This window comes from Compostibacillus humi, from assembly GCF_014637175.1.
Taxonomy (GTDB): domain Bacteria; phylum Bacillota; class Bacilli; order Bacillales; family Amphibacillaceae; genus Oceanobacillus; species Oceanobacillus humi.
Genome location: NZ_BMEV01000020.1, coordinates 22,174 through 45,168, shown reverse-complemented (window position 1 = coordinate 45,168; position 22,995 = coordinate 22,174). Strand labels below are relative to the sequence as shown.

Annotated in this window: 29 protein-coding genes and 1 pseudogene; 28 read left to right on the top strand and 2 right to left on the bottom strand. The window is 42.0% G+C overall.

Annotated features, from left to right (window positions below; translation table 11 throughout):
* Nucleotides 1-26 precede the first annotated feature (26 nt).
* The 26 genes and pseudogenes from rplX to IEV18_RS06930 all read left to right on the top strand — a co-directional run bounded on the left by rplX (nucleotide 27) and on the right by IEV18_RS06930 (nucleotide 17,193).
* Nucleotides 27-338 (top strand): 50S ribosomal protein L24, encoded by a 312-nt coding sequence (gene rplX / locus IEV18_RS07055; protein ID WP_188391682.1) that lies wholly within the window; start codon nucleotides 27-29, stop codon nucleotides 336-338.
* Between the two features lie 26 nt (nucleotides 339-364).
* The gene (gene rplE / locus IEV18_RS07050) at nucleotides 365-904 is read left to right on the top strand and encodes a 50S ribosomal protein L5 (RefSeq protein ID WP_188391681.1); all 540 of its coding nucleotides are present in this window, start codon (nucleotides 365-367) and stop codon (nucleotides 902-904) included.
* 29 nt (nucleotides 905-933) lie between these two features.
* Nucleotides 934-1,119 (top strand): type Z 30S ribosomal protein S14, encoded by a 186-nt coding sequence (locus IEV18_RS07045; RefSeq protein WP_092494501.1) that lies wholly within the window; start codon nucleotides 934-936, stop codon nucleotides 1,117-1,119.
* 29 nt (nucleotides 1,120-1,148) lie between these two features.
* Nucleotides 1,149-1,547: a 30S ribosomal protein S8 gene (rpsH, locus tag IEV18_RS07040; protein ID WP_188391680.1), complete on the top strand. Its 399-nt coding sequence runs from the start codon at nucleotides 1,149-1,151 to the stop codon at nucleotides 1,545-1,547.
* A gap of 29 nt (nucleotides 1,548-1,576) precedes the next feature.
* A complete protein-coding gene (gene rplF / locus IEV18_RS07035; RefSeq protein ID WP_188391679.1) occupies nucleotides 1,577-2,113 on the top strand; it encodes a 50S ribosomal protein L6 in 537 nt (178 codons plus the stop codon).
* Between the two features lie 31 nt (nucleotides 2,114-2,144).
* On the top strand, nucleotides 2,145-2,507 hold the full coding sequence (gene rplR / locus IEV18_RS07030; protein ID WP_188391678.1) for a 50S ribosomal protein L18: 363 nt from the start codon (nucleotides 2,145-2,147) through the stop codon (nucleotides 2,505-2,507).
* 23 nt (nucleotides 2,508-2,530) lie between these two features.
* Entirely contained in the window at nucleotides 2,531-3,031 is a 501-nt protein-coding gene (gene rpsE, locus IEV18_RS07025) for a 30S ribosomal protein S5 (RefSeq protein ID WP_188391677.1), read from the top strand.
* Between the two features lie 16 nt (nucleotides 3,032-3,047).
* A complete protein-coding gene (rpmD, locus tag IEV18_RS07020) occupies nucleotides 3,048-3,230 on the top strand; it encodes a 50S ribosomal protein L30 (protein ID WP_188391676.1) in 183 nt (60 codons plus the stop codon).
* A 32-nt stretch (nucleotides 3,231-3,262) separates the two neighbouring features.
* Nucleotides 3,263-3,703 carry a 50S ribosomal protein L15 gene (rplO, locus tag IEV18_RS07015; RefSeq protein WP_188391675.1) on the top strand — a complete coding sequence of 147 codons (441 nt, stop codon included), beginning with the start codon at nucleotides 3,263-3,265 and terminating at the stop codon, nucleotides 3,701-3,703.
* Nucleotides 3,703-4,992: a preprotein translocase subunit SecY gene (gene secY, locus IEV18_RS07010; protein ID WP_188391674.1), complete on the top strand. Its 1,290-nt coding sequence runs from the start codon at nucleotides 3,703-3,705 to the stop codon at nucleotides 4,990-4,992. Before rplO ends, secY begins: the two co-directional genes overlap by 1 nt.
* Nucleotides 4,993-5,024: 32 nt before the next feature.
* Nucleotides 5,025-5,669 (top strand): adenylate kinase, encoded by a 645-nt coding sequence (locus IEV18_RS07005; RefSeq protein ID WP_188391673.1) that lies wholly within the window; start codon nucleotides 5,025-5,027, stop codon nucleotides 5,667-5,669.
* A gap of 148 nt (nucleotides 5,670-5,817) precedes the next feature.
* A complete protein-coding gene (locus IEV18_RS07000) occupies nucleotides 5,818-6,144 on the top strand; it encodes a KOW domain-containing RNA-binding protein (protein ID WP_188391672.1) in 327 nt (108 codons plus the stop codon).
* Nucleotides 6,131-6,349 (top strand): translation initiation factor IF-1, encoded by a 219-nt coding sequence (gene infA / locus IEV18_RS06995; RefSeq protein WP_121524869.1) that lies wholly within the window; start codon nucleotides 6,131-6,133, stop codon nucleotides 6,347-6,349. The genes IEV18_RS07000 and infA overlap by 14 nt, the downstream gene beginning before the upstream one ends.
* A gap of 26 nt (nucleotides 6,350-6,375) precedes the next feature.
* Nucleotides 6,376-6,489 carry a 50S ribosomal protein L36 gene (gene rpmJ / locus IEV18_RS06990; protein ID WP_010095733.1) on the top strand — a complete coding sequence of 38 codons (114 nt, stop codon included), beginning with the start codon at nucleotides 6,376-6,378 and terminating at the stop codon, nucleotides 6,487-6,489.
* Nucleotides 6,490-6,506: 17 nt separating this feature from the next.
* Nucleotides 6,507-6,872, top strand: coding sequence for a 30S ribosomal protein S13 (gene rpsM, locus IEV18_RS06985; protein ID WP_188391671.1), 366 nt, complete (start codon nucleotides 6,507-6,509; stop codon nucleotides 6,870-6,872).
* A gap of 21 nt (nucleotides 6,873-6,893) precedes the next feature.
* On the top strand, nucleotides 6,894-7,283 hold the full coding sequence (gene rpsK, locus IEV18_RS06980; RefSeq protein ID WP_188391670.1) for a 30S ribosomal protein S11: 390 nt from the start codon (nucleotides 6,894-6,896) through the stop codon (nucleotides 7,281-7,283).
* 203 nt (nucleotides 7,284-7,486) lie between these two features.
* Nucleotides 7,487-8,397 (top strand): annotated as a pseudogene (locus IEV18_RS06975) (DNA-directed RNA polymerase subunit alpha).
* 35 nt (nucleotides 8,398-8,432) lie between these two features.
* Nucleotides 8,433-8,786: a 50S ribosomal protein L17 gene (rplQ, locus tag IEV18_RS06970; RefSeq protein ID WP_188391669.1), complete on the top strand. Its 354-nt coding sequence runs from the start codon at nucleotides 8,433-8,435 to the stop codon at nucleotides 8,784-8,786.
* Between the two features lie 267 nt (nucleotides 8,787-9,053).
* Nucleotides 9,054-9,893, top strand: coding sequence for an energy-coupling factor ABC transporter ATP-binding protein (locus IEV18_RS06965; RefSeq protein ID WP_188391668.1), 840 nt, complete (start codon nucleotides 9,054-9,056; stop codon nucleotides 9,891-9,893).
* Nucleotides 9,869-10,732, top strand: a complete 864-nt coding sequence (locus IEV18_RS06960; RefSeq protein WP_188391667.1) for an energy-coupling factor ABC transporter ATP-binding protein — start codon at nucleotides 9,869-9,871, stop codon at nucleotides 10,730-10,732. Before IEV18_RS06965 ends, IEV18_RS06960 begins: the two co-directional genes overlap by 25 nt.
* Nucleotides 10,732-11,535 carry an energy-coupling factor transporter transmembrane component T family protein gene (locus tag IEV18_RS06955; RefSeq protein WP_188391666.1) on the top strand — a complete coding sequence of 268 codons (804 nt, stop codon included), beginning with the start codon at nucleotides 10,732-10,734 and terminating at the stop codon, nucleotides 11,533-11,535. Before IEV18_RS06960 ends, IEV18_RS06955 begins: the two co-directional genes overlap by 1 nt.
* A gap of 15 nt (nucleotides 11,536-11,550) precedes the next feature.
* Nucleotides 11,551-12,300 carry a tRNA pseudouridine(38-40) synthase TruA gene (truA, locus tag IEV18_RS06950; RefSeq protein WP_188391665.1) on the top strand — a complete coding sequence of 250 codons (750 nt, stop codon included), beginning with the start codon at nucleotides 11,551-11,553 and terminating at the stop codon, nucleotides 12,298-12,300.
* Between the two features lie 138 nt (nucleotides 12,301-12,438).
* Entirely contained in the window at nucleotides 12,439-12,876 is a 438-nt protein-coding gene (rplM, locus tag IEV18_RS06945; RefSeq protein ID WP_188391664.1) for a 50S ribosomal protein L13, read from the top strand.
* Nucleotides 12,877-12,895: 19 nt separating this feature from the next.
* Entirely contained in the window at nucleotides 12,896-13,288 is a 393-nt protein-coding gene (gene rpsI, locus IEV18_RS06940) for a 30S ribosomal protein S9 (RefSeq protein WP_188391663.1), read from the top strand.
* Between the two features lie 181 nt (nucleotides 13,289-13,469).
* Complete coding sequence (locus IEV18_RS06935) at nucleotides 13,470-15,530, top strand: catalase (protein WP_188391662.1); 2,061 nt, start codon at nucleotides 13,470-13,472, stop codon at nucleotides 15,528-15,530.
* A gap of 253 nt (nucleotides 15,531-15,783) precedes the next feature.
* Nucleotides 15,784-17,193: an ISLre2 family transposase gene (locus IEV18_RS06930; protein WP_188391661.1), complete on the top strand. Its 1,410-nt coding sequence runs from the start codon at nucleotides 15,784-15,786 to the stop codon at nucleotides 17,191-17,193.
* Between the two features lie 34 nt (nucleotides 17,194-17,227).
* Here the strand turns inward: IEV18_RS06930 and IEV18_RS17430 are convergent, their stop codons facing one another.
* Together IEV18_RS17430 and IEV18_RS17425 are read right to left on the bottom strand one after the other, a co-directional pair.
* Nucleotides 17,228-18,022 carry a GntT/GntP/DsdX family permease gene (locus IEV18_RS17430; protein ID WP_268235415.1) on the bottom strand — a complete coding sequence of 265 codons (795 nt, stop codon included), beginning with the start codon at nucleotides 18,020-18,022 and terminating at the stop codon, nucleotides 17,228-17,230.
* Complete coding sequence (locus tag IEV18_RS17425; RefSeq protein WP_268235414.1) at nucleotides 18,007-18,642, bottom strand: GntT/GntP/DsdX family permease; 636 nt, start codon at nucleotides 18,640-18,642, stop codon at nucleotides 18,007-18,009. The genes IEV18_RS17430 and IEV18_RS17425 overlap by 16 nt, the downstream gene beginning before the upstream one ends.
* Before the next feature lie 267 nt (nucleotides 18,643-18,909).
* Between IEV18_RS17425 and IEV18_RS06920 the strand changes: the two genes are divergently transcribed.
* Both IEV18_RS06920 and uxaC read left to right on the top strand, forming a co-directional pair.
* Nucleotides 18,910-21,327: a Lon protease family protein gene (locus IEV18_RS06920; protein WP_188391660.1), complete on the top strand. Its 2,418-nt coding sequence runs from the start codon at nucleotides 18,910-18,912 to the stop codon at nucleotides 21,325-21,327.
* Between the two features lie 222 nt (nucleotides 21,328-21,549).
* A complete protein-coding gene (uxaC, locus tag IEV18_RS06915; protein ID WP_188391659.1) occupies nucleotides 21,550-22,947 on the top strand; it encodes a glucuronate isomerase in 1,398 nt (465 codons plus the stop codon).
* Nucleotides 22,948-22,995: the final 48 nt, after the last annotated feature.

Here is a 22,995-nt window from a genome sequence, read left to right as displayed (position 1 = left end):
TCCGTTATCAAGGAGGTGCGTAACGCATGCATGTCAAAAAAGGTGACAAAGTAAAAGTTTTAACCGGTAAAGACCGCGGTAAAGAGGGAGTAGTTTTGCAAGTCTTCCCTAAGAAAGAGCGTGTTCTTGTTGAAGGTGTGAACATGATTAAAAAACATGCTAAACCTTCCCAAGAAAATCCGCAGGGCGGTATTCTTAACATTGAAGCACCAATCCATATTTCCAACGTATTGCCAATCGATCCGAAAACGGGCGAACCGACCCGTGTAGGGTATGAAATAAGGGACGGCAAAAAAGTTCGAATCGCCAAAAAATCTGGTGAACCTTTAGATAAATAATTTGCTGATGAAAGGAGGGCCCTTACATGAACACATTACAAGAAAAATATCAAAAAGAAGTAGTGCCATCTTTGATGAATAAATTTAACTATAAATCGGTAATGCAAGTACCAAAGGTTGAAAAAATTGTAATTAACATGGGCGTTGGTGACGCAGTTCAAAATTCGAAAGCATTAGACAGTGCTGTAGAAGAACTTGCGCTCATTTCGGGTCAAAAGCCGTTAATTACTCGTGCGAAAAAATCTATTGCTGGCTTCCGTTTGCGTGAAGGAATGCCTATCGGCGCAAAAGTTACTTTGCGCGGTGAACGCATGTACGACTTTTTACAAAAGTTAATTGACGTTGCCCTTCCACGTGTACGTGATTTCCGTGGGGTATCGAAAAAGGCTTTTGATGGTCGTGGCAATTATACACTTGGTGTAAAAGAACAATTGATTTTCCCGGAAATTAATTATGATAAAGTAAACAAAGTCCGCGGCATGGATATTGTCATTGTTACAACATCCAATACGGACGAAGAAGCTCGTGAACTTTTGGCAGAACTAGGCATGCCTTTTCAAAAGTAAGCTAGAAGCCAAAACAAGGAGGGAAAATAGTGGCTAAGAAATCGATGATCGCGAAGCAAAAGCGCCCGCAAAAATACAAAGTACGTGAATACACTCGCTGTGAACGTTGTGGTCGACCACATTCTGTAATTCGCAAATTTAAACTTTGCCGTATTTGTTTCCGTGAACTTGCCTATAAAGGTCAAATTCCTGGTGTCAAAAAAGCAAGTTGGTAATCCCCGATTCGGGAAGGAGGTAATTAGTAATGACGATGACAGATCCAATCGCAGATATGCTTACTCGGATTCGTAATGCAAACATGGTAAGACATGAACAATTGGAGCTACCAGCTTCCAATATTAAAAAAGAGATTGCGGATATCTTAAAACGTGAAGGTTTCGTGAAAGATTATGAAGTAATCGAAGATAACAAACAAGGAATCTTGCGTATTTTCCTTAAGTACGGTCCGAATAATGAACGTGTAATTACTGGTCTGAAGAGAATCAGCAAGCCGGGATTGCGTGTCTATGCAAAAGCTGACGAAGTACCTCGTGTACTTAACGGTCTAGGTATTGCTATCGTTTCGACATCTAAAGGGGTGCTATCTGACAAAGAAGCACGCGCTCAGGCTGTCGGCGGCGAAGTTTTAGCATATGTCTGGTAATTATTTTAAACTTAGAGGAGGTGCAACGAATGTCTCGTATCGGACTAAAACCAATCGAAATTCCTGATGGCGTAGAAGTAAGCCTCAATAATAATACAATCAAAGTAAAAGGACCTAAAGGCGAACTTACCAAAGATCTTCATCCGGATATGATCGTGAAAATTGAGGATAAAGTGATTACGGTAGAACGTCCTAGCGACCAAAAAGAACATCGCGCATTGCACGGAACGACTCGCAGCATCATTAACAATATGGTTGAAGGTGTTAGCAAAGGATTCGAAAAATCTTTAGAAATTATCGGGGTTGGATATCGTGCACAAAAACAAGGCAACAAATTAGTTGTTAATGCAGGATATTCCCATCCTGTTGAAATTGACCAAATCGACGGTATTGAAATTGACGTGCCAAAAAACACACAAATTATCGTTAAAGGTATCGATAAGCAATTAGTTGGTGCTGTTGCAGCGAATATTCGCGCGATTAGACCGCCAGAGCCGTATAAAGGTAAAGGAATTCGCTATGTTGGCGAACATGTACGCCGCAAGGAAGGTAAAACCGCTAAGTAGGAAAAGTTAGGCAGAAAGGAGTGACCTGGGAATGATCACAAAACCTGATAGAAATGCAGTTCGTAAAAGAAGACATTACCGCGTACGCAAACAGGTACATGGAACTGCGGAACGCCCGCGTTTAAACGTTTTTCGTTCCAACAAACATATATACGCCCAATTGATTGATGATGCGGCTGGTAAAACTCTAGTCAGTGCTTCTACTGTTGACAAGGAGTTAAATCTGGATGCTACAAGCAACGTGGAAGCTGCAAAGAAAGTCGGAGAATTAATCGCAAAACGAGCACAGGATAAAGGATATAAATCAGTTGTATTTGATCGCGGAGGATACCTTTATCACGGCCGAGTGCAAGCTCTAGCGGAAGCCGCTCGCGAGGCAGGGCTTGAATTTTAAAAAACAAAGGAGGGAAATCCTAAATGAATATGATCGATCCAAATAAATTAGACCTAGAAGAACGTGTTGTTGCGGTAAACCGGGTATCTAAAGTTGTTAAGGGTGGACGCCGCATGCGTTTTGCAGCAATCGTTGTCGTCGGAGACAGGAATGGTCACGTTGGTTTTGGTACTGGCAAAGCACAAGAAGTACCAGAAGCGATTAAAAAGGCTGTAGATAACGCGAAGAAAAATCTAATTACAGTACCGATTGTAGGAACAACAATTCCTCACGAGGTTATTGGCCGCTTCGGTTCTGGCCGGGTTCTAATGAAGCCAGCCGCAGAAGGTACTGGAGTTATTTCCGGCGGATCTGTCCGTGCGGTATTGGAATTAGCTGGCGTAGGTGATATTCTTACAAAATCCTTAGGTTCTAATACACCAATCAATGTTATCCGCGCGACAATCGACGGCTTAACACAGCTGAAACGCGCTGAAGACGTTGCTAAATTGCGTGGAAAGTCTGTAGAAGAACTGTTAGGATAATAAGGAGGGAAATAACATGTCTAAAAAATTAGAGATCACCCTCACTCGGAGTGTTATTGGCAGAAAAGAAAAACAGGTGAAAACTGTAGAAGCACTAGGATTAAAGAAAATCCGACAATCCGTGGTTCTTGAAGATACTCCGGCAGTACGCGGTATGATAAACCGAGTATCTCATCTTGTAACGGTTAAAGAAGTGTAAGAGTTACTATTGAAATAGAGGAGGTGCCAAGCTTGAAACTTCATGAATTAAAAGCAGCAGAAGGAACGAGAAAAAACCGTAATCGTGTTGGCCGCGGACCTTCTTCAGGAAACGGCAAAACAGCTGGAAGAGGTCATAAAGGGCAAAAAGCACGTTCTGGCGGAGGTGTGCGTCCAGGCTTTGAAGGCGGACAAATGCCATTGTTCCAACGTTTGCCAAAACGTGGGTTTACAAATATTAACCGTAAAGAATATGCTATCGTTAATTTAGATAAGCTGAATCGGTTTGAAGACGGTACGGAAGTGACACCAGAGCTATTACTTGAAGAAGGCGTTGTTTCGAAGTTAAATGCGGGTATTAAAGTACTCGGCAATGGAGCAATTGAAAAGAAACTAACAGTAAAAGCTCATAAGTTCTCTGCTTCTGCCAAAGAAGCAATTGAAGCAGCGGGCGGTAAAGCAGAGGTGATCTAATGTTTCGCACACTGTCCAATTTTTGGCGCGTTGCTGATATCCGGAAAAAGATTCTTTTTACGCTATTAATGCTGATCGTTTTCCGGATTGGAACATTCATCCCGGTTCCATTTACGAATAAAGACGCAATCGACTTTATGAACCAGCAAAATGTGTTTGGATTTCTAAATACGTTTGGCGGCGGTGCGTTGCAAAACTTCTCTATTTTTGCAATGGGAATTATGCCTTACATTACAGCATCCATTATTGTGCAGCTTTTGCAGATGGATGTTGTACCTAAATTTGCGGAATGGAGAAAACAGGGAGAAATGGGCCGAAAAAAACTGGCACAGTTTACGCGCTATTTTACGGTTGTGTTAGCATTTATCCAAGCGATTGCAATGTCCATTGGATTTAATGCTCTCGCAGGCGGATTGTTAATTGAAAATCCTAGCTTTGGGAAGTTTCTTGTAATTGCAATTGTGCTGACTGCAGGTACTGCCTTTCTAATGTGGCTCGGTGAACAGATTACAGCCCACGGCGTCGGTAATGGAATTTCCATTTTGATTTTCGCCGGTATTGTGGCGGCAATCCCTAACGGTGCAATGCAGCTGTACAGTCAGTATTTCCTAAACCCTGGGGATGAGTTGTTTATCAACATCGTCATCGTATTGCTCATTGTTTTAGTTGCGCTGGCAGTTACGGTCGGAGTTATTTATGTCAACCAGGCGTTGCGGAAAATTCCAATTCAATATGCTAAAAAACTAGTGAACCGTTCACCGGTAGGAGGACAATCCACCCACCTTCCTTTGAAAGTGAATGCTGCAGGGGTTATTCCGGTAATTTTTGCTGTAGCATTTATGATGGCACCAAGCACGGTGGCCAGCTTTTTTGAGGGCGGGGTGGCATCGACAATTGAACGTGTTTTTGACTATACTCAACCTGTCGGTATGGCCCTTTATGTAGCAATGATTATCGCTTTCACGTACTTTTATACTTACGTGCAGGTGAACCCGGAACAAATGGCGGAAAACTTGCAAAGACAAGGCGGTTATATTCCGGGAATACGGCCTGGTAAAAACACAGAGACGTATTTGAGCCGGGTAATCAACCGATTAACCTTTGTCGGCTCGATTTTCCTGGCAGTTGTTACAATTTTACCGATTATATTGGGCGGTCTAGCAAATTTGCCTACTGCAGTTCAAATCGGCGGTACTAGTTTAATCATCGTAGTTGGTGTGGCACTGCAAACAATGAAACAGCTGGAAGGCCAGCTTGTAAAACGGCACTATAAAGGGTTTATTAAATAATTTCCTGCTGCCAATGGAAGCGAGGGGAAATAATGAATTTAATTTTAATGGGATTACCTGGTGCAGGTAAAGGTACGCAAGCAGAAAAGATTAAAAGCAAATATAATATCCCCCATATTTCAACAGGGGATATGTTCCGATCTGCCATCCAAGAAGGAACAGAACTCGGTAAAAAAGCTAAACAATACATGGATCAAGGACAGCTTGTACCTGATGAAGTTACCGTTGGCATTGTAAAAGAACGGTTAGGGAAAGAGGATTGCAAAAAAGGCTTTCTGTTAGATGGTTTCCCAAGAACGTTGGATCAGGCAAAAAGCCTGGATGCCATACTGGATGATTTAGGTGTAAGCCTTGATCATGTTTTACATGTTGACGTGCCGGAAGAAAAATTGATGGAGCGTTTAACAGGTCGCAGAATTTGCCCTACATGCAAAACGGCTTACCACGTCTTGTTCAACCCTCCAAAACAAGAAGGTATTTGTGATAAAGATGGGTCAGCATTAATCCAACGGGACGATGATAAACCGGAAACGGTAAAAAACCGTTTATCTGTAAATTTGGAGCAAACAAAACCATTGCTTGATTTCTATGAAGAAAAAGGATATCTTGTAAAGGTAAATGGTGACCAGGACATTGACAAGGTTTTCCAAGACATCGAAAAAGTGCTAGAGAATTAAAAAAAATCTCTATCACGATGTTTCGCGCAGCGATTTAGCGGAATAATGTAAATATAGTAATGCGAGAAAACTCATGTATTGCTGTTGGGCTCAGTGACACAGAAAGACATTTTCATGTGAAATAATGCCTATAGTGCAGGTGATCTTGTTGAACGAAGGTGAACAGATTCCGCTATTAGGTCAAGTTGTTCGTGTTTTGCAAGGACGGGAAGCAGGACAATACATGATTATCGTTGGAATGATCGATGATCGGTTTGTCTTGCTGGCAGACGGGGAAAAGCGTAAAATGAACAAACCAAAGAAGAAAAATATTCAGCATGTCGAACTTACAAACTACATTTCCCCAGAAGTCCAAAACAGCCTTCTAGAAACTGGTCGTGTCACAAATGGGAAATTGAGATTTGCGATATCTAAATTTGCGGGTGAGATTGTGACTGATTATAGGAAGGGAGATCTACACGATGGCGAAAGATGATGTTATTGAAGTGGAAGGAACTGTTACCGAAACATTGCCGAATGCAATGTTTAACGTCGAGTTGGAGAACGGCCATACCGTTTTGGCCCATGTTTCCGGGAAAATCCGGATGCATTATATTCGTATTTTGCCCGGCGACAAAGTAACGGTAGAACTATCTCCATATGATTTAACTAGAGGACGAATTACGTACCGTTATAAATAAGCTCCGATATAAAAGGAGGTAAACTGATGAAGGTAAGAGCATCTGTTAAACCGATATGCGAAAAATGTAAAGTTATTAAGCGTAAAGGTAAAGTGATGGTTATTTGTGAAAACCCTAAGCATAAACAAAAACAAGGCTAATCAAGGAGGTGCAGCGAATGGCACGTATTGCTGGTATTGACATTCCGCGTGATAAACGTGTAGTCATTTCATTAACATACATTTACGGAATCGGAAAGAAAACCGCCCAAAAGATCCTAAAAGATGCTGGTGTATCCGAAGACACCCGTGTACGTGATTTAACCGAAGATGAACTAGGAAGAATCCGTAAAGAAGTGGACAAATATACGATTGAAGGAGACCTTCGTCGTGAAGTATCCTTAAACATCAAACGTCTGATGGAAATTGGTTGTTACCGAGGATTGCGTCACCGTAGAGGACTTCCGGTTCGTGGACAAAACACGAAAAATAATTCCCGCACTCGCAAAGGCCCACGGAAAACAATGGCGAACAAGAAAAAATAATAAGGTAAAGGAGGTTTATTCATGGCTCGTAAAACTAACACACGGAAACGTCGCGTGAAAAAGAATATAGAATCTGGAGTAGCACACATCCGTTCTACATTCAATAATACAATTGTTACTATTACTGACAAACAAGGTAATGCAATCGGCTGGAGCTCAGCAGGTGCATTAGGATTTAAAGGTTCCCGTAAATCAACACCTTATGCTGCACAAATGGCTGCCGAAACAGCGGCTAAGTCGGCAATTGAAAACGGAATGAAAACCTTGGAAGTAACTGTAAAAGGACCAGGAGCTGGGCGTGAAGCAGCTATCCGTTCCTTACAGGCAGCTGGATTGGAAGTTACGGCAATTGTAGACGTTACACCGGTTCCGCATAATGGCTGCCGCCCGCCAAAACGTCGTCGTGTATAATTAACGTATAGATTTTGTTGCCCTGTCTATAATGGGTTATGATGGCCTAAAAAGCAGTGTGATTTGATTCACCGCTCACAGCTCAAGAGAAACTGTACGTATGGATAAGGCAGTATCAATCCACCTACTGCTTGCCCGAGGAATTTCGGTTAGACAATGAGTCTAGCCGGGGTTTCGACGTTTTAAAGGAGGGTTTTAATTAGATGATCGAAATTGAAAAGCCAAGGATTGAAACAGTTGAGATCAGTGATGATGCTACATTTGCCAGATTTGTAGTTGAACCGCTGGAACGTGGTTATGGTACCACTTTAGGAAACTCCTTGCGTCGTATGTTACTATCCTCACTTCCAGGTGCTGCTGTTACATCCGTTCAGATTGATGGAGCACTACATGAGTTTTCAACCATTGACGGTGTCGTCGAAGATGTCACGCAGATTGTGCTCAATCTTAAAAAGCTGGCATTAAAAATCTATTCGGATGAAACGAAAACCTTAGAGTTAGATGTACAAGGAGAAGGAATCGTGACTGCTGCTGATTTAATGTATGACAGCGATGTGGAAGTTCTTAATCCGGACCTCCATATTGCAACATTAAATGAACGGGGAAGCTTACACATGAAAATCACAGCAGAACGGGGACGGGGGTATCGCCCGGCAGAGGAAAACAAACGGGATGACCAGCCAATCGGCGTGATTCCAGTCGATTCCATCTTTACCCCGGTTTCACGAGTAACTTACCAAGTGGAAAACACCCGTGTCGGTCAAAGTACAGATTTTGACAAATTGACATTGGATATTACGACAAATGGCAGTATTCGGCCAGAAGAAGCTATTTCTTTAGGCGCAAAAATTATAACGGAACATTTTAATATTTTCGTTAATCTTACCGATGAAGCTCAAAATGCAGAAATCATGGTAGAAAAAGAAGAAGATCAAAAAGAAAAAGTAATGGAAATGACGATTGAAGAACTGGATTTATCGGTAAGGTCTTACAACTGTCTGAAGCGGGCAGGAATTAATACGGTACAAGAACTGTTAACTTAGGACGGAAATCATTAGAAGAAGTTAAATCGAAATTAGCGGAACTTGGACTAAGTTTACGCCAAGATGACTGATTCCATAAGGAGTCATAGAAAGGGAGGGAAAGTCCATGACTAGAAAACTAGGACGTACAACTGATGCCCGTATGGCACTTCTTCGCAACCTTGCTTCTGATTTAATCATCTATGAACGTTTGGAAACAACTGAAGCAAAGGCAAAAGAATTAAAGTCAGTCGTTGAAAAAATGATTACTTTAGGAAAACGCGGCGATTTACATGCACGTCGTCAAGCTGCTGCATTTCTTTACAATAAAGAAGCAGGAGAAGACAACAATGTCGTTCAAAAACTTTTTGATGACATTGCCAAACGTTACGAAGACAGACAAGGTGGATACACCCGTGTTCTTAAACTAGGTGAACGCCAAGGTGATGGAGCGAAAATGGCAATCATTGAATTAGTTTAATGAAACGTCTTACGGCAAGGGCAGGACTCAGATCTCTTTCGAGGTGGATCCAAGCCCTTTTTTTGTACCGACAATTCATGAGAAGCTGCTTTTTTCCTTCTTGGCGGGAAGGATAAATAACTCTTTTGTGTAGTTTAGATCCTGCCATCAAGGAAAGTCTCGGGATAAAAAGAAAAACTGACACCCTTCCTGTTGCGGGAAGCTTTGAGGATAATTGATGAGACGAGCTGGAGGGAAAGAAGAGCAGAGTATAGGGGGAGAGAAAATTTGGCGAAACCAGTTATCAGCTTTCAGAATGTTTCATTTCGCTATGATGAAAATCAGCCATGGGTATTGAAAAACGTCTCATTTGAAATTCACAAAAATGAATGGGTAGCGATTATCGGGCATAACGGCTCTGGAAAATCAACGATTGCGAAATTGTTAAACGGCCTGCTCTTTCCCCAAAAAGGAGAAATTGCCATTAACGGCAAGCCGATTAATGAAGAAACGGTATGGGATATCAGGAAAGAAGTCGGTATGGTTTTCCAAAACCCGGACAACCAGTTTGTCGGAGCTACGGTACAGGACGATGTTGCTTTTGGCATGGAAAATCGGGGTATTCCAAGGGAAGAAATGGAAAAAAGAATTGACGAGACGTTGCAAGCCGTTGGCATGGGAGAATACCGCCTTACAGAGCCCCATCGCTTATCCGGAGGGCAAAAACAGCGGGTTGCCATTGCCAGCGTACTTGCCGTTTCTCCAGAGGTGCTTATATTAGATGAAGCAACGGCCATGCTGGATCCAAGGGGAAGAGAAGAAATCATGCATACGGTAGCAAACTTGCAGCAAAGCAAGGAACTGGCACTTATTACGATAACCCATGACCTGCATGAAGTTGTCCAGGCGGATCGGGTAATTGTTATGAATGAAGGCGAAATATGGGATGAAGGGCTACCAAGGGAGATATTTTCAAAAAAGGATGAGCTGCAAAAAATCGGCTTGGATGTGCCTTTTATTACTGCATTGGCAGCCGAACTGCAAAAAAATGGAATTGCATTACAGCGAGAACCTTTATATGGTGAGGAGCTATTGGAGGACTTATGGACATTATATTCAAAAATGTAACCCACATATACCAGCCTCGCAGCCCATTTGAGCATATCGCCTTAAAAGATATATCTCTATTCATTCCCTCTGGTTCATTTGTGGCGGTCATCGGCCATACCGGTTCCGGGAAGTCGACCTTAATCAGCCATTTAAACGGCCTTTCTCTGCCGACAGAAGGGGAAATTCGCATCGGTGAATTTACGCTTACAAAAGATAAAAAACCGGAAAATTTGATGGAATTACGCAGCCGTGTCGGCGTTGTTTTTCAATATCCGGAACATCAATTATTTGAAGAATCCGTCAGGAAGGATATTGCTTTCGGGCCAAAAAACTTTGGCGTTTCTGAAGAAGAAATTGAAAGCAGAATCCGCGAGGTTCTCCCTGCTGTAGGCCTGTCAGAAAGTTTGCTGGCCCGTTCCCCCTTTGACTTAAGTGGAGGACAGATGCGGCGGGTCGCCATTGCAGGTGTTCTGGCGACAAAGCCGGAAGTAATCGTCCTGGACGAACCAACAGCCGGGCTGGACCCTAGAGGACAGAAGGAAATTATGGAAATGTTTTATCACTTGCACCATAGTGAAAACTTAACGACTGTCCTTGTTACCCACAGTATGGAAGATGCTTTGAAATACGCAGATTATGTCATCATATTAAATAAAGGCAAAAAGTATATGGAAGGAAAGCCAGAGGATATTTTCATACAAAAAGAAGCCCTACATCAGGTCGGACTGGATGTACCGGAAATCGTTGAATTCATCGCTTCCTTCGAAGAGAAATTTCAAACGAAGATTCCTTTTCATAATCAATCGATTTCCCAGCTGGCGCAGCACATTGCAGAACAGTTAAGGGGGGTCGGGTGATGAACAACTTGATGATTATCGGACAGTACGTCCCAGGGGATTCGGTCATCCACCGGCTAGATCCGCGGACGAAAATTACCGTTATCTTCTTTTTTGTCGTCATTGTTTTTTTTGCCAATAACCTATGGAGTTACAGCACGTTAATTATTTTTGCTTTATTAAGCATGTTTTCTTCGAAAGTGCCGATTCGGTTTATATTAAAAGGTTTAACCCCGGTCTGGTTTCTAATTATTTTTACATTTCTGCTCCATTTATTTATAACAAAAGAGGGAACAAAGGTTGTCGACTTTTGGATATTTGAATTTTATTCCGGCGGCATCCTGCAAGGAATTGCGATATCCATTCGCTTTTTCTTGCTCATTCTCGTAACCTCTCTATTAACGCTAACGACAACGCCGATTGAAATTACCGACGCGGTAGAGGAAATGTTGGCTCCACTGAAAAAAGTGAAATTTCCAGTACATGAATTGGCACTGATGATGTCGATTTCGTTACGGTTCATACCAACATTAATGCAGGAAACAGAAAAGATTTCCCGTGCCCAGGCATCCCGGGGAGTCGACTATCGGACTGGCCCCTTAAAAGAAAGAATTAAAGCGATCGTTCCCCTGCTTGTTCCACTCTTTGTCAGTGCGTTTAAACGGGCAGAAGAGCTGGCCATGGCGATGGAAGCCCGCGGTTATCGCGGTGGAGAAGGCAGGTCAAAACTAAGGGAATTACGAATTGAGAAAATCGATATCGGCATTTATATATTTTTTATTATCGTTGCAGCAATCGTCTTTGCCACAAGATCCTACGGTTAGGAAGGTACCGATGCAATGAAGAGATGGAAATGTACGATGAGTTATGACGGTACTTTGTTTTACGGATTTCAAAAGCAGCCGAATAAACGGACGGTACAGGGAGAATTGGAGAAAGTGCTGTCCCGCATGCACGGCGGTGCTGAAGTCCGCGTTACCGGCTCAGGAAGAACCGATGCAGGGGTCCATGCGAAGGGGCAGGTAATTCATTTTGATTCACCCCTTCACTTGCCCCCTGCTGCTTGGAAAAAGGCGCTGAATGCCCAGCTTCCTGAAGACATTTATATAAATGAGGCAGAATCCGTTTCCGACGACTTTCATGCCCGATTCAGCGCGGCAGAGAAGGAATACCGATATTTCCTTCATACTGGATCAGAAGCGGATGTCTTTAAGCGGAACTACGAGTATCATTTTCCTTATGAACTGGATTGGGAAAGGATCAATGAAGCATGCCGCATTTTTGAAGGAACCCATGATTTTACTGCATTTTCCTCAAAAAAAGCGACAGTTAAAGGTTCTAAAGTGAGAACGCTGTATGAAGTATCCTTTCGTAAAAATGGGGATTCTGCAGTATTTATTGTTCGCGGGAGCGGCTTTTTATACAATATGGTCCGCATCCTTGTCGGAACCCTGCTCGATATCGGACAAGGGAAGGCAGAACCGGAAGAGATACGAACGATGATAGCAAAAAAAGACCGCGGCAATATCGGGAAAACCATGCCTCCGCAAGGGCTGTATTTGTGGAAAGTAATCTATGAAAAATCGTGACAGAACTTGACATTAGGGTGTAATATGGTATATTATGATTTATGGCATTTTACTCTTAGAAAAACCATGATTAGCCCCGGAAACTTAATCATGTTGAAATAAGAATGAAAATGAATGGATAATTTGGAGGGAAACAAAATGCGCACAACGTTCATGGCAAATAACGAAAATGTTGAACGTAAATGGTATGTTGTGGATGCAGAAGGCAAACGTTTAGGCCGTCTTGCAAGTGAAGTTGCTGCAATCCTTCGCGGAAAGCATAAACCGACTTACACTCCACACGTTGATACTGGAGATCATGTAATTATTGTTAACGCTGAAAAAGTTGTATTAACCGGAAACAAATTAAACGACAAAAAATATTATAACCACTCCCAACATCCAGGTGGTTTACGTGTACGTACGGCTAACGAAATGCGTACGAAATATCCTGAGGAAATGCTGGAAAGAACCATTAAAGGTATGCTTCCAAAAGGTCCTTTAGGTCGTAAAATGGCGAAAAAACTGCATGTTTTTAGAGGCCCAGAACATAATCATCAAGCACAAAAACCAGAAGTCTATGAGCTTCGCGGGTAATAAAGGGAGGGAATAAATCTTGGCACAAGTACAATACTACGGAACTGGTCGTCGTAAAAAATCTACCGCTCGTGTACGTTTAGTACCAGGTACAGGAAATATTACTATTAACGGTCGTGATGCAAAGGAATATTTTCCTTACGAAACACAAATTTTAATTATTAACCAGCCATTAGTTGCTACGGAAACACAAGGAACATACGATGTATTAGTAAATGTTCACGGTGGCGGCTTCACTGGCCAAGCTGGAGCAATCCGTCACGGAATTGCCCGGGCATTGCTGGAAGCAGATCCAGAATACCGTGCAGTATTAAAACGTGAAGGATTCTTAACTCGCGATGCACGCATGAAAGAACGTAAGAAATACGGTCTTAAAGGCGCTCGTCGTGCACCTCAGTTCTCCAAGCGTTAATCTGCTTTATACAAACAGTAAGAACCTCTTCCCGGCGATATCGGGAGGAGGTTTTTTGTGAAGTGAAATTAAGAGCACCCATCCATGTATTCTTCTTGTTGGGAAATTTGTTATAAATTCCAAATCATGACATAAGAATATAAAAGTAAGTTAAAAAATAAAATTTAGGATGGGTGATTACATGGACGAGAAGTCATCAAGAGACCAAAACTCTCATTACCAAAATCCTAAACAGGAGCAGCTTGATCAGTTTAGGGTAAAAAATACAGGAAAGCCTTTGACGACGAAACAAAATCTTAAAGTTTCCAATGACAGTGAAATTTTAAAGGCAGGGGTACGAGGGCCTGGGTTAACTGAAGATTTCTATTTCCTGGAGAAAATGGGCCACTTTAACCGGGAAGAGATACCGGAAAGGGTCGTACATGCACGGGGATATGGCGCCCACGGCGTGTTTGAATGTTATCAGTCCATGAGCCATGTGACAAGAGCTGGCTTCTTGCAGGAAGCCGGGAAAAAGACGCCGGTGCTTGTTCGCTTTTCTACCGTACAAGGGCCTAAAGGATCGTATGATACAGCGAGGGATTTGCGCTGTAAAGGAGTGAAATTCTATACAGAAGAAGGGAATTACGATCTGACCACCATCGCAATGCCGGTATTGATTATACAAGACCCGATGAAATTCCCGGACGTCATCCACGCTTATCAAAATAAGCAGGATGAGGGAATACCAACGGGAACAGGCGCTCATGACCGGTTTTGGGACTTTGTAGCCAATAATCCAGAATCGCTTCATATGGTGACATGGATTATGTCTCCGCGGGGCATTTTAAGAAGCTACCGTATGATGGAGTCCTGGTCGATAAATACTTATTTATTTATTAATAAAGAAGGCATTGCCACCTTTGTCCGCTTTGTCTGGAAGCCACTCCTTGGCGTGCATTCCTTATTGCAGGATGAGGCGATAAAGCTGGGGGGAATCGACCCGGATTTTCACCGGAAGGATTTGCGGGAAGCCATTGACCGAGGATATTGCCCGGAGTATGAATTAGGCGTTCAGCTAATTGCCATGGAAGATGAATTCAAATTCGACTTTGATATCCTTGACCCTGCAAAATTCTGGCCGGAGGAGCTCGTTCCTGTACAGCCTATCGGGAAGATGACGTTAAATAGAAATGTAGATAATGAATTCGCCGAGTTGGAACAAGCAGCTTTTAACCCGGCTAATGTTGTACCTGGAATTGGATTTTCCAATGACCCTGTTCTTCAGGGAAGATTGTTCGCCTATCGTGATACACAGCACCATCGGCTAGGCAGTGCCAATTATGATGAACTTCCTGTAAACCGTCCGCTATGCCCTTTTCATAACAATACTCGAAGAGGTTTTATGAGATACAGAATTGATGTGGATCAAGTAAACTATCGCAATAATTCTTTAGCGGATAATACACCTTATACAACACCGCCAGAGCAGGGCGGATATGAACATTATCCGAAACGGGTCGAAGGACATGTGATTCGCGGCCGCAGTGAATCTTTTAATGACTTCTTTTCCCAAGTAAGGATATTTTGGAACAGCCTGACACCGGTAGAGAAGCAGCAAACGATTGAAGGGTTCAGCTATCAGCTTGGCAAGGTAAAAAGTGAATCCGTCCGTCAGCAAAATGTAAATTTACTGGTTAATGTAGATCAGCAATTAGCATACATTGTGGCGGATAATATTGGTGTTAACCGCCCAAGCGGTACCCATGTCCCCGTATCGACCAGCTACGCATCCCTCAGTCAGGCAAACACGCCGCGTTACGCCGCCACCTTAAAAGTAGGAGTGCTTATCAGTGATGGTTTTGATGGAAATGAGGTTAAAAGTGTATTAGCTGCTTTAGAACAGAATGGTATATTTACTGTTATCGTAAGTGAGACACTGAAGCCGGTTACGGGAAATGATGGCACGAGAATAAAGGTAGATCAGACATTTATTACCGGAAGTCCATATCTGTATGATTCTTTATACGTTGTCGGAGGAACAGCCAGAAATAAAGCAAAATTCAATGGGGATATGACGTACTTTATTCAGACAGCCTATAAGTATTATAAGCCGATCGGCGTCGCCACTACGGGCCAGGCTTATTTCCAGCCATCGAAAAGCAATAATTTATCAGGCGTTGTATTTGCTGCAAATAATCCAAATTTCGCGAAAGACTTCGTGAACGCTATTGCTCAACAGCGCTTTTGGGACAGAACATAACCACTGGTGACAGGCACCTAAAAAAGACCTGTGCTCTATTTTGCACAGGTCTTTTTGTTATTACATAAAGATATCAAGAGTTAATACTACACCAATTCCCACGAGGGAAGTCGTTAATAGGAGCAGACCCCAAGTTCTATGTGTAAAATATTTCTCGAGGGGTATTTAAGCTAAATTCTGGTAAAAAAAGAGAAAGCACTCTATCATAAATGTATGCTTTGACGGGCAAATACATTTAGAAAGAGGCCTTCTCATGGAAAAAATTATATCAAAAATATATGAAATAATAAAGCGAACCGATAACTTAATTGAACTAGAAGAAAGTGTTAGAACGTATATGTATGAAATGTTTGCGTCGTTGTTGGGGGATGTATTTACTCAGTTGGATCAAGTGATTAAGATACAAAAACAAGAAGAGGGTTGGACCGTCATAAGAGCTGACGAAAAAACCGTTCAGTTTACCTTTGGAAGTGTCACTTTCCGACATACATCCATGCGAGATGGAAAGGGAAATTGTCGGCATCCTTTTGATGAGTGGTTAGGACTACGAAAGCATCAACGTCATAGCCCATTAGTGGAAGTGAAGGTAGCGGAAATGGCAAGTGAAACGGACTACCGCGAAGTCGCACGTGTCTTGAAGGAGTGGACAGCTGTTCATCTTAGTCATACCACCGTAGGAAGTGTTGTAAGGCGTGTTGGAGAAGCACAAGCACAGGCGGATGAAGAAATGGTTTCGGAACTGGAAGAAGCCGCCTCTCTACCTGAAGGGAAAAAAGTAGACTTTTTATATGCAGAGGCAGATGGTGTATTTGTACGTGGCACAGAAAAGAAGAAAAGTCATGAGGTTCATCATGCCATTATCCATGAAGGATGGGATAAGAATGGGAAACGTGTATCTTTAAGGAACCCAAAAGTAATCATGACGACGCAAGCTACAGAGGGATTTTGGAAAGAGGTTCAAGCTTTTACAGCTCATCACTATTCTTTAGAGGACACACAAATCGTTAGTAATAGTGATGGTGGTGCAGGATATACCGCCGAGAAGTTCCAGGAGGCATTTTCCCAATCGAAGTATTCCGTGCTCAATCAACTAGATCCATACCACATTTCCCAAGCTCTCAATCGTGCATTTGGTGGAGGGAAAAACGAGTATAAAGATGGCGTGAAAAAAGCCATCAAAGAGCATCATTTAGATAATTTCAAGCTTTGGGTGGACACCTATGAAAGTACGCTAGAGGACGAGAAAAAGATAGAAAAGCTAGAGGGGTTTTGTACGTATATTACCCATAATTGGGAACGGATTTTTGATTGGAGAGAAAAGGTAGAAAATCCTCCTGAAGATGCCCGAAGTCTAGGCGCTATGGAATCCAATCAACGGCACATTTCCTTCCGTATGAAGAAACGGGGAATGCATTGGAGTAAAGAAGGTGCAGAGGGTATGGTGAAGATTATCCAAGGTATTTTAAATAGGACATTACGTGAGGTTTACCTGGAGCATCAAAAGCGAAGTAAGCGCAAGCAGCGTCATGTGAAACAGGTGGTACGACTAGCAGAACTCCTACGTCAGCCTACTCGTCCATCGATAGGGGCAAAGCAAGGTTCTATAAGCTTATATACCGCCCATTCATCAGCCATAGGAAACCTGATGAAGAGTTTTCATTAATACTACCTCGACGTTTTTGTCAGGTTCTTGTTTTTTAGAACGTGACAAAAACGTCGAGGCCAGCAAGCGACAGCGCGGTAGCCGAAAAAAGTGTACAAAAATAGAGTGCTGGAAATAGCATGATAAAAACAACATCGAGAAAAACTTGACACATACCCCCAAGTTTTAAAAGTATCTTTAATTGATAAGTTAAAGTACTCTTTAATAGCCAGAAGGAAGCATCATTAACGTGGGTAATCGTATTACTACCTGCTGCTGTTGCCAATACCATTAATACCGGATTAACATCAAAGGTAGGAATAAGCGGACCAACAATACCTGCTGCGGTAATGGCAGATACGACTCCTGTTCCTGTAGCAATACGGATAAGTACCGTAATGAGCCAAGCCATAATTAAAGGATTCCAGCTGCTATTTTGCATTAAGGTGGCAATATAATCGCCGACACCAGCTTCTAGAATGATCTCCTTAAAAGCACCACCGGCCCCTACGATGAAAATAATCATGGCAATTCCTTTAATTGCATCAGAAAATGTATCCATCACTTGAGTCATATTTCTGCCAACACGCAGTCCAAATACAAAGATACCAATAATAACTGCAATTAATAAACTGACTTCCGCACTTCCAAAGAAGTTTACAACATTGTAGACTGAAGACCCTTCTTCTATAAATAAATTTATAATTGTCGCACTCGTAATCATAATGGCAGGAATTAAAGGTACAAGCAAACTGATGCCAAAGTTAGGCATTTCTTCATCTGTAAATTCTTTCGGTTGTTTCATCAATGGCGGCAACGGGCGATCTAAGTTTTTCAATAGCCGCGGCAAGATGATTCCGGCAGCCGCGGCAAGATAATTCCGGCAGCAAGAACGGCAGGAATAAACACGACGACACCGAAAATATAAACCATTCCCATATCTGCACCGTAAGCATCCACAAGTGCAGTTGGCCCTGGCTGAGGCGGGAAAAGACTATGAGAAAGTGTTGTTGCTGCAACCATGGTTATACCAAGACGCATATAAGGCACTTTTGCTTCTTTCGCAATGCTGATTACCAATGGAGCCAAAATCATAAAGGCAACTTCATGAAATACAGAAATTCCAAAGACAGCACCGATAATAATTAATGCCCATTCAACTTTTTTAACACCAAATTTATCTAGTAGGGTGGAAGAAATCCGCTGAGCAGCACCAGAATCTACCATAAGTTTACCGAGTATAGCACCAAACCCGATTATTAATGCCAGGCTTCCTAACGTACTGCCAAATCCTGCCTTAACTGTTGCCAAAGTATCGGTTAATTGCATGCCATTTAATATTCCGACGAATATGGCAGATAACAGTAAGGCAATAAAACTATTAAGTTTGCATTTCATATTCAAAAATAACAGCAATGCCACACCGAGGACTAAGGAAATCACCGGCATGTTATTTATTATCCAATCCATAAGTGTTCCTCCTAAATGTAATATGATGGGAAAAGGCTTTCAACAACGTGGTTGCGCTTTCTTTTCTTTGCATTTAGTTTGTTTATCAAACAAACTAATAAACTGCAATTTTATAGAATACATAATGATTGTCAGTATATGCAAGTATAAATTTCTCTCACACTGTACCAATTTTTGTTAATAAAAGGGAACATTAGCGTTGCTCCGCTGGATGCGGTTCGATATGCTTAAAATAGATAGAAAATTTTTGTTGAGGAGAATCGGAAGATGGTTGTGAAAACAGATAAGGATATTAAAAAGTATGCGGAAGTGCCGGCAGAAAAATTGAAACGATTTATCGATCCGGAGAAGCTTCCTTTTCAAACAACAGAAGAAGTTCCAGCTTTAAAAGGCATCGTCGGCCAAGATCGGGGACGGGCTGCAATGAGCTTTGGCTTAAAGGTAAATAAAACCGGTTACAACATTTATGTGGCTGGGTTGGCGGGCACGGGGAAAACAAGCTATACAAAATCGATTGTAAAAGAATTTGCCCAGAAAGATACAGAGCTTTTTGACTGGTGCTATGTATACAATTTTGAAGACCGGTCCAAGCCAAAAGTACTCAAGCTTCCTAAAGGGACCGGCAAATTGCTGAAACAGGATATGGAAGACTTTGTCAATCATTTAAAAACAGACATTCCAAAAGTGTTTCAGGAAGAAAGCTATCAAAAAGATCGGTCTGCTATTATTCGCGGATTTCAGGAAAAAAGCCAATCGGTATTTGAACAGCTGAATGCAATCGCACAAAGCTATGGTTTTGTCATCCGTCAATCGGGATCAGGCATATTAAGTGTCCCGGTATATCAAGGCAAGCCTCTAAGGGAAGAGGATTACCAAATGTTAGATGCGGAAACCCAGCAGCAAATTGAAGAAAAATCCCGCATCGTTCGGGAAAAGATTATGGAGTTTACAAGAAAACTTCGTCTTTTGGAGCAAGAAACGAAGAAAACGTTGGAAAACTTGGATTATAAAGTAGCATCTGCTGCCGTAGACTATCACATGGATGAACTCCTGGAAAAATATCAGCATAATAGTGAAATATTATCGTATCTTCGAGCGGTACAACAGGATATTTTGACCAATGTAGATGACTTTAAACAGGAGGAGGAAGAAGAGGAACAACAGCTGTTTCAGGGGATGATACAAAGAAAAAACGTTATCCATAAATACACTATCAATCTCTTTATCGATCACAGTGAAACGAGCGGAGCCCCTGTCGTATTTGCCGACAATCCGACTTATTATAATTTGCTCGGTAAAGTAGAGTACGAGAATAAAATGGGCATGTTAAGCACTGATTTTACAAAGATTAAGCCTGGTTATTTGCACCAGGCAAATGGCGGTTACCTCATTATTCAGGCAAAGGATGTTTTATCCAACCATTTTGCTTGGGATGCCCTCAAGCGCGCATTGAAAAATCAGCAAATCCGGATTGAAAATATTGGTGAACAATTAGGAACACAGGCGGCTGCCACGTTAAGGCCGGATTCCATCCCGTTAGATGTAAAGGTCATTTTAATCGGCGGGGCAGACCTGTATCAGCTGCTCTACCATTACGATGAGGATTTCCGGAAACTTTTTAAAGTCCGTGCTGATTTTGACGTGGAAATGGATTATAACGAAGATAACGTCCTTAGGATGGCCAGCTTTATCCATACCCGCTGCGAGGAGGACGGATTAAAAGTATTTGACAAAACAGCTGTAGCAAAGATTGTGGAGTTCAGCGCCAGAATTGTAAGTCATCAGCAAAAACTGTCTACAAGGTTTAACCAGATTGTCGAAATCATTTACGAAGCAGATACGTGGGCACAGCTCATGGGGGACCCCGTTGTCGAAGGAAAGCATGTTGAAAAAGCCATTGAGGAAAAGCGTTACCGTTCCAGCCTTTACGAAGAAAAACTGGCAGAAAGCATGGAAGAGGGCGACATTCTCATTGATACCGAAGGAGAAAAAGTTGGTCAAGTAAATGGGCTTGCCGTCTATCAGCTAGGAGAATACAGTTTCGGAAAACCGACCCGCATTACTGCAAGTACATTCGTTGGCCAGAGCGGCATTGTCAACATTGAACGGGAAAGCAAAATGAGCGGCAATATCCACAATAAAGGGGTCTATATTTTGGCCGGTTATTTAGGTGCTATGTTTGCCCAGGAACAGCCGTTGGCATTAACTGCCCATTTGGCCTTCGAGCAGTCCTACGGAGGGGTTGATGGGGATAGTGCATCGAGCACCGAATTATATGCCTTGCTGTCCAGCATTGCCGATATTCCGATAAATCAAGGGTTAGCTGTTACCGGTTCGGTTAACCAAAAAGGAGAAATTCAGCCTATCGGCGGAGTGAACGAAAAAATTGAAGGGTTCTTCGATTTATGTAAATCACGAGGATTTACCGGAGAACAAGGGGTGCTCATTCCCCATCAAAATGTAAAAAATCTCATGCTAAAAGATGAGGTTATAGAAGCGGTTAAAGAAGGGAAATTTCATATTTATCAGGTGAAAACGATCGAAGAGGGAATTGAGCTGCTTACCGGAATAAAAGCAGGAAAGAAAAATGCTCACGGGGAGTTTGAAGAAGGTACCGTATATTGGAAAGTTGCTGAAAAGCTAAAGAAATTCATTCAGTATGCGGAGGAAACAGAAGACGAATAAATCAATGCACCCGAAAGGTCAGCAGGCACGAGACCTTCAGGGTGCTTTCTTTTTTTGCTCTCCTCCATTGGCATAAAGATGCGTTCTTCTATTGAGAATATCTTGAATTATAAAGCGTTTACATATAGTATAAAAAGTAGAAGTTGATAGTTTGTTTGGCAAACAAATATTAGCATCGAGATAGATACTTCATCCTAATTTATTTGAAAGGTGGAAGAGCAAATGAAAACATTTATCACAGATGATTTTTTGCTTTATAACGAGACAGCGAAAGAACTTTATCATCAAACGGCAAAAAAATTGCCAATCATTGATTACCATAACCACTTGAACCAATATGAGATCCTCGAAAATAAAAATTACGCTAACCTTGCTGAAGTTTGGCTTGGCGGTGACCACTACAAATGGAGAGCAATGCGGGCGAATGGGATTAGTGAAGATTATATTACGGGAAATAAAGACGATTATGAAAAATTCCTCGCTTGGGCAAAAACAGTGCCTAACACGCTAGGCAACCCGCTTTATCATTGGACTCATCTTGAACTGTTACGATACTTTGAAATTGACGAATTGCTTAACGAAGATTCTGCGCCAAAGATTTGGAATGAAGCGAATGAAAAACTGGCAAGTCCGGAAATGTCGGCCCGTTCTTTACTTTTAAATAAAAACGTGGAATTTGTCGGGACGACCGACGATCCCGTCGATGATTTAAAAGCCCATAAAAAATTGTCCGAGGAAGATTTTGGTATTACTGTTTCCCCATCATTCCGTCCGGATAAAGGCTTAGCTATCGAAAAGGAAGAATTTAACAGCTGGGTTGAAAAATTAGAGGAAGCAACAAATCGTTCCATTGAAAATTATGATACATTCTTGCAAGCATTAAGCGAAAGAGTAGATTATTTTGATGAACATGGCTGCCGCAGTTCAGACCATGGCATCAATGTTATGTTTTATGAGGAAGCGACAAAGGATGAAGTAGACAACATTTTCCAAAAACGGCTGAAAGGTGAAACATTAAACGAAAAAGAAGTGGACCAATTTAAGACGTATACGTTAGTTGCCCTTGGCGAAATGTATGCCGATAAAGGCTGGGTCATGCAGCTCCATATTAACCCGCTGCGGAATAATAGCACAAGAATGTTTAAAAAGCTTGGTCCAGATACAGGTTTTGATTCGATTGGCGATCAGTTATTAGCTTATCCGCTGTCGAGACTGCTTGATGCGATGGACGTAAATGACAAGCTGCCAAAGACAGTGCTCTATAGCTTAAATGCAAGAGATAACAATGTGCTGGCGGCAATGGCTGGCAATTTCCAAACAGATGAAATCCCTGGCAAAGTACAATTTGGTACGGCATGGTGGTTTAACGATACGATCGACGGTATGGAAGACCAAATGCGGACGTTGGCTAATATTGGCTTAATCAGCAATTTTATCGGCATGTTAACGGATTCCAGAAGTTTCCTTTCTTTCCCTCGTCATGAATATTTCCGCAGAATCTTGTGCAATTTATTTGGGAAATGGGTAGAAGAAGGCAAAGCACCAAAAGACATGAAGCTGTTACAATCCTATGTGCGGAAAATTTGTTATGAAAATGCGAAGCGATATTTTGCAATCTAAGTCGATTTTTGCTATAAAATAACAGTAAAGGAAAATGGAAAGGAAATG

Excerpts from the sequence above, each read along its gene's own strand:
- rplQ (WP_188391669.1), top strand. The coding sequence starts at position 8,433 with ATGACTAGAAAACTAGGACGTACAACTGATGCCCGTATGGCACTTCTT.
- uxaC (WP_188391659.1), top strand. The coding sequence starts at position 21,550 with ATGAAAACATTTATCACAGATGATTTTTTGCTTTATAACGAGACAGCG.
- IEV18_RS06955 (WP_188391666.1), top strand. The coding sequence starts at position 10,732 with ATGAACAACTTGATGATTATCGGACAGTACGTCCCAGGGGATTCGGTC.
- IEV18_RS07005 (WP_188391673.1), top strand. The coding sequence starts at position 5,025 with ATGAATTTAATTTTAATGGGATTACCTGGTGCAGGTAAAGGTACGCAA.
- rpsE (WP_188391677.1), top strand. The coding sequence starts at position 2,531 with ATGAATATGATCGATCCAAATAAATTAGACCTAGAAGAACGTGTTGTT.
- rplM (WP_188391664.1), top strand. The coding sequence starts at position 12,439 with ATGCGCACAACGTTCATGGCAAATAACGAAAATGTTGAACGTAAATGG.
- infA (WP_121524869.1), top strand. The coding sequence starts at position 6,131 with ATGGCGAAAGATGATGTTATTGAAGTGGAAGGAACTGTTACCGAAACA.
- rpsH (WP_188391680.1), top strand. The coding sequence starts at position 1,149 with ATGACGATGACAGATCCAATCGCAGATATGCTTACTCGGATTCGTAAT.
- IEV18_RS17425 (WP_268235414.1), bottom strand. The coding sequence starts at position 18,642 with ATGGATTGGATAATAAATAACATGCCGGTGATTTCCTTAGTCCTCGGT.
- rplE (WP_188391681.1), top strand. The coding sequence starts at position 365 with ATGAACACATTACAAGAAAAATATCAAAAAGAAGTAGTGCCATCTTTG.
- rplF (WP_188391679.1), top strand. The coding sequence starts at position 1,577 with ATGTCTCGTATCGGACTAAAACCAATCGAAATTCCTGATGGCGTAGAA.
- rplR (WP_188391678.1), top strand. The coding sequence starts at position 2,145 with ATGATCACAAAACCTGATAGAAATGCAGTTCGTAAAAGAAGACATTAC.
- rpmJ (WP_010095733.1), top strand. The coding sequence starts at position 6,376 with ATGAAGGTAAGAGCATCTGTTAAACCGATATGCGAAAAATGTAAAGTT.
- truA (WP_188391665.1), top strand. The coding sequence starts at position 11,551 with ATGAAGAGATGGAAATGTACGATGAGTTATGACGGTACTTTGTTTTAC.
- rplX (WP_188391682.1), top strand. The coding sequence starts at position 27 with ATGCATGTCAAAAAAGGTGACAAAGTAAAAGTTTTAACCGGTAAAGAC.
- rpmD (WP_188391676.1), top strand. The coding sequence starts at position 3,048 with ATGTCTAAAAAATTAGAGATCACCCTCACTCGGAGTGTTATTGGCAGA.
- IEV18_RS06960 (WP_188391667.1), top strand. The coding sequence starts at position 9,869 with ATGGACATTATATTCAAAAATGTAACCCACATATACCAGCCTCGCAGC.
- secY (WP_188391674.1), top strand. The coding sequence starts at position 3,703 with ATGTTTCGCACACTGTCCAATTTTTGGCGCGTTGCTGATATCCGGAAA.
- IEV18_RS06920 (WP_188391660.1), top strand. The coding sequence starts at position 18,910 with ATGGTTGTGAAAACAGATAAGGATATTAAAAAGTATGCGGAAGTGCCG.
- IEV18_RS06935 (WP_188391662.1), top strand. The coding sequence starts at position 13,470 with ATGGACGAGAAGTCATCAAGAGACCAAAACTCTCATTACCAAAATCCT.
- rpsM (WP_188391671.1), top strand. The coding sequence starts at position 6,507 with ATGGCACGTATTGCTGGTATTGACATTCCGCGTGATAAACGTGTAGTC.
- rpsK (WP_188391670.1), top strand. The coding sequence starts at position 6,894 with ATGGCTCGTAAAACTAACACACGGAAACGTCGCGTGAAAAAGAATATA.
- IEV18_RS06930 (WP_188391661.1), top strand. The coding sequence starts at position 15,784 with ATGGAAAAAATTATATCAAAAATATATGAAATAATAAAGCGAACCGAT.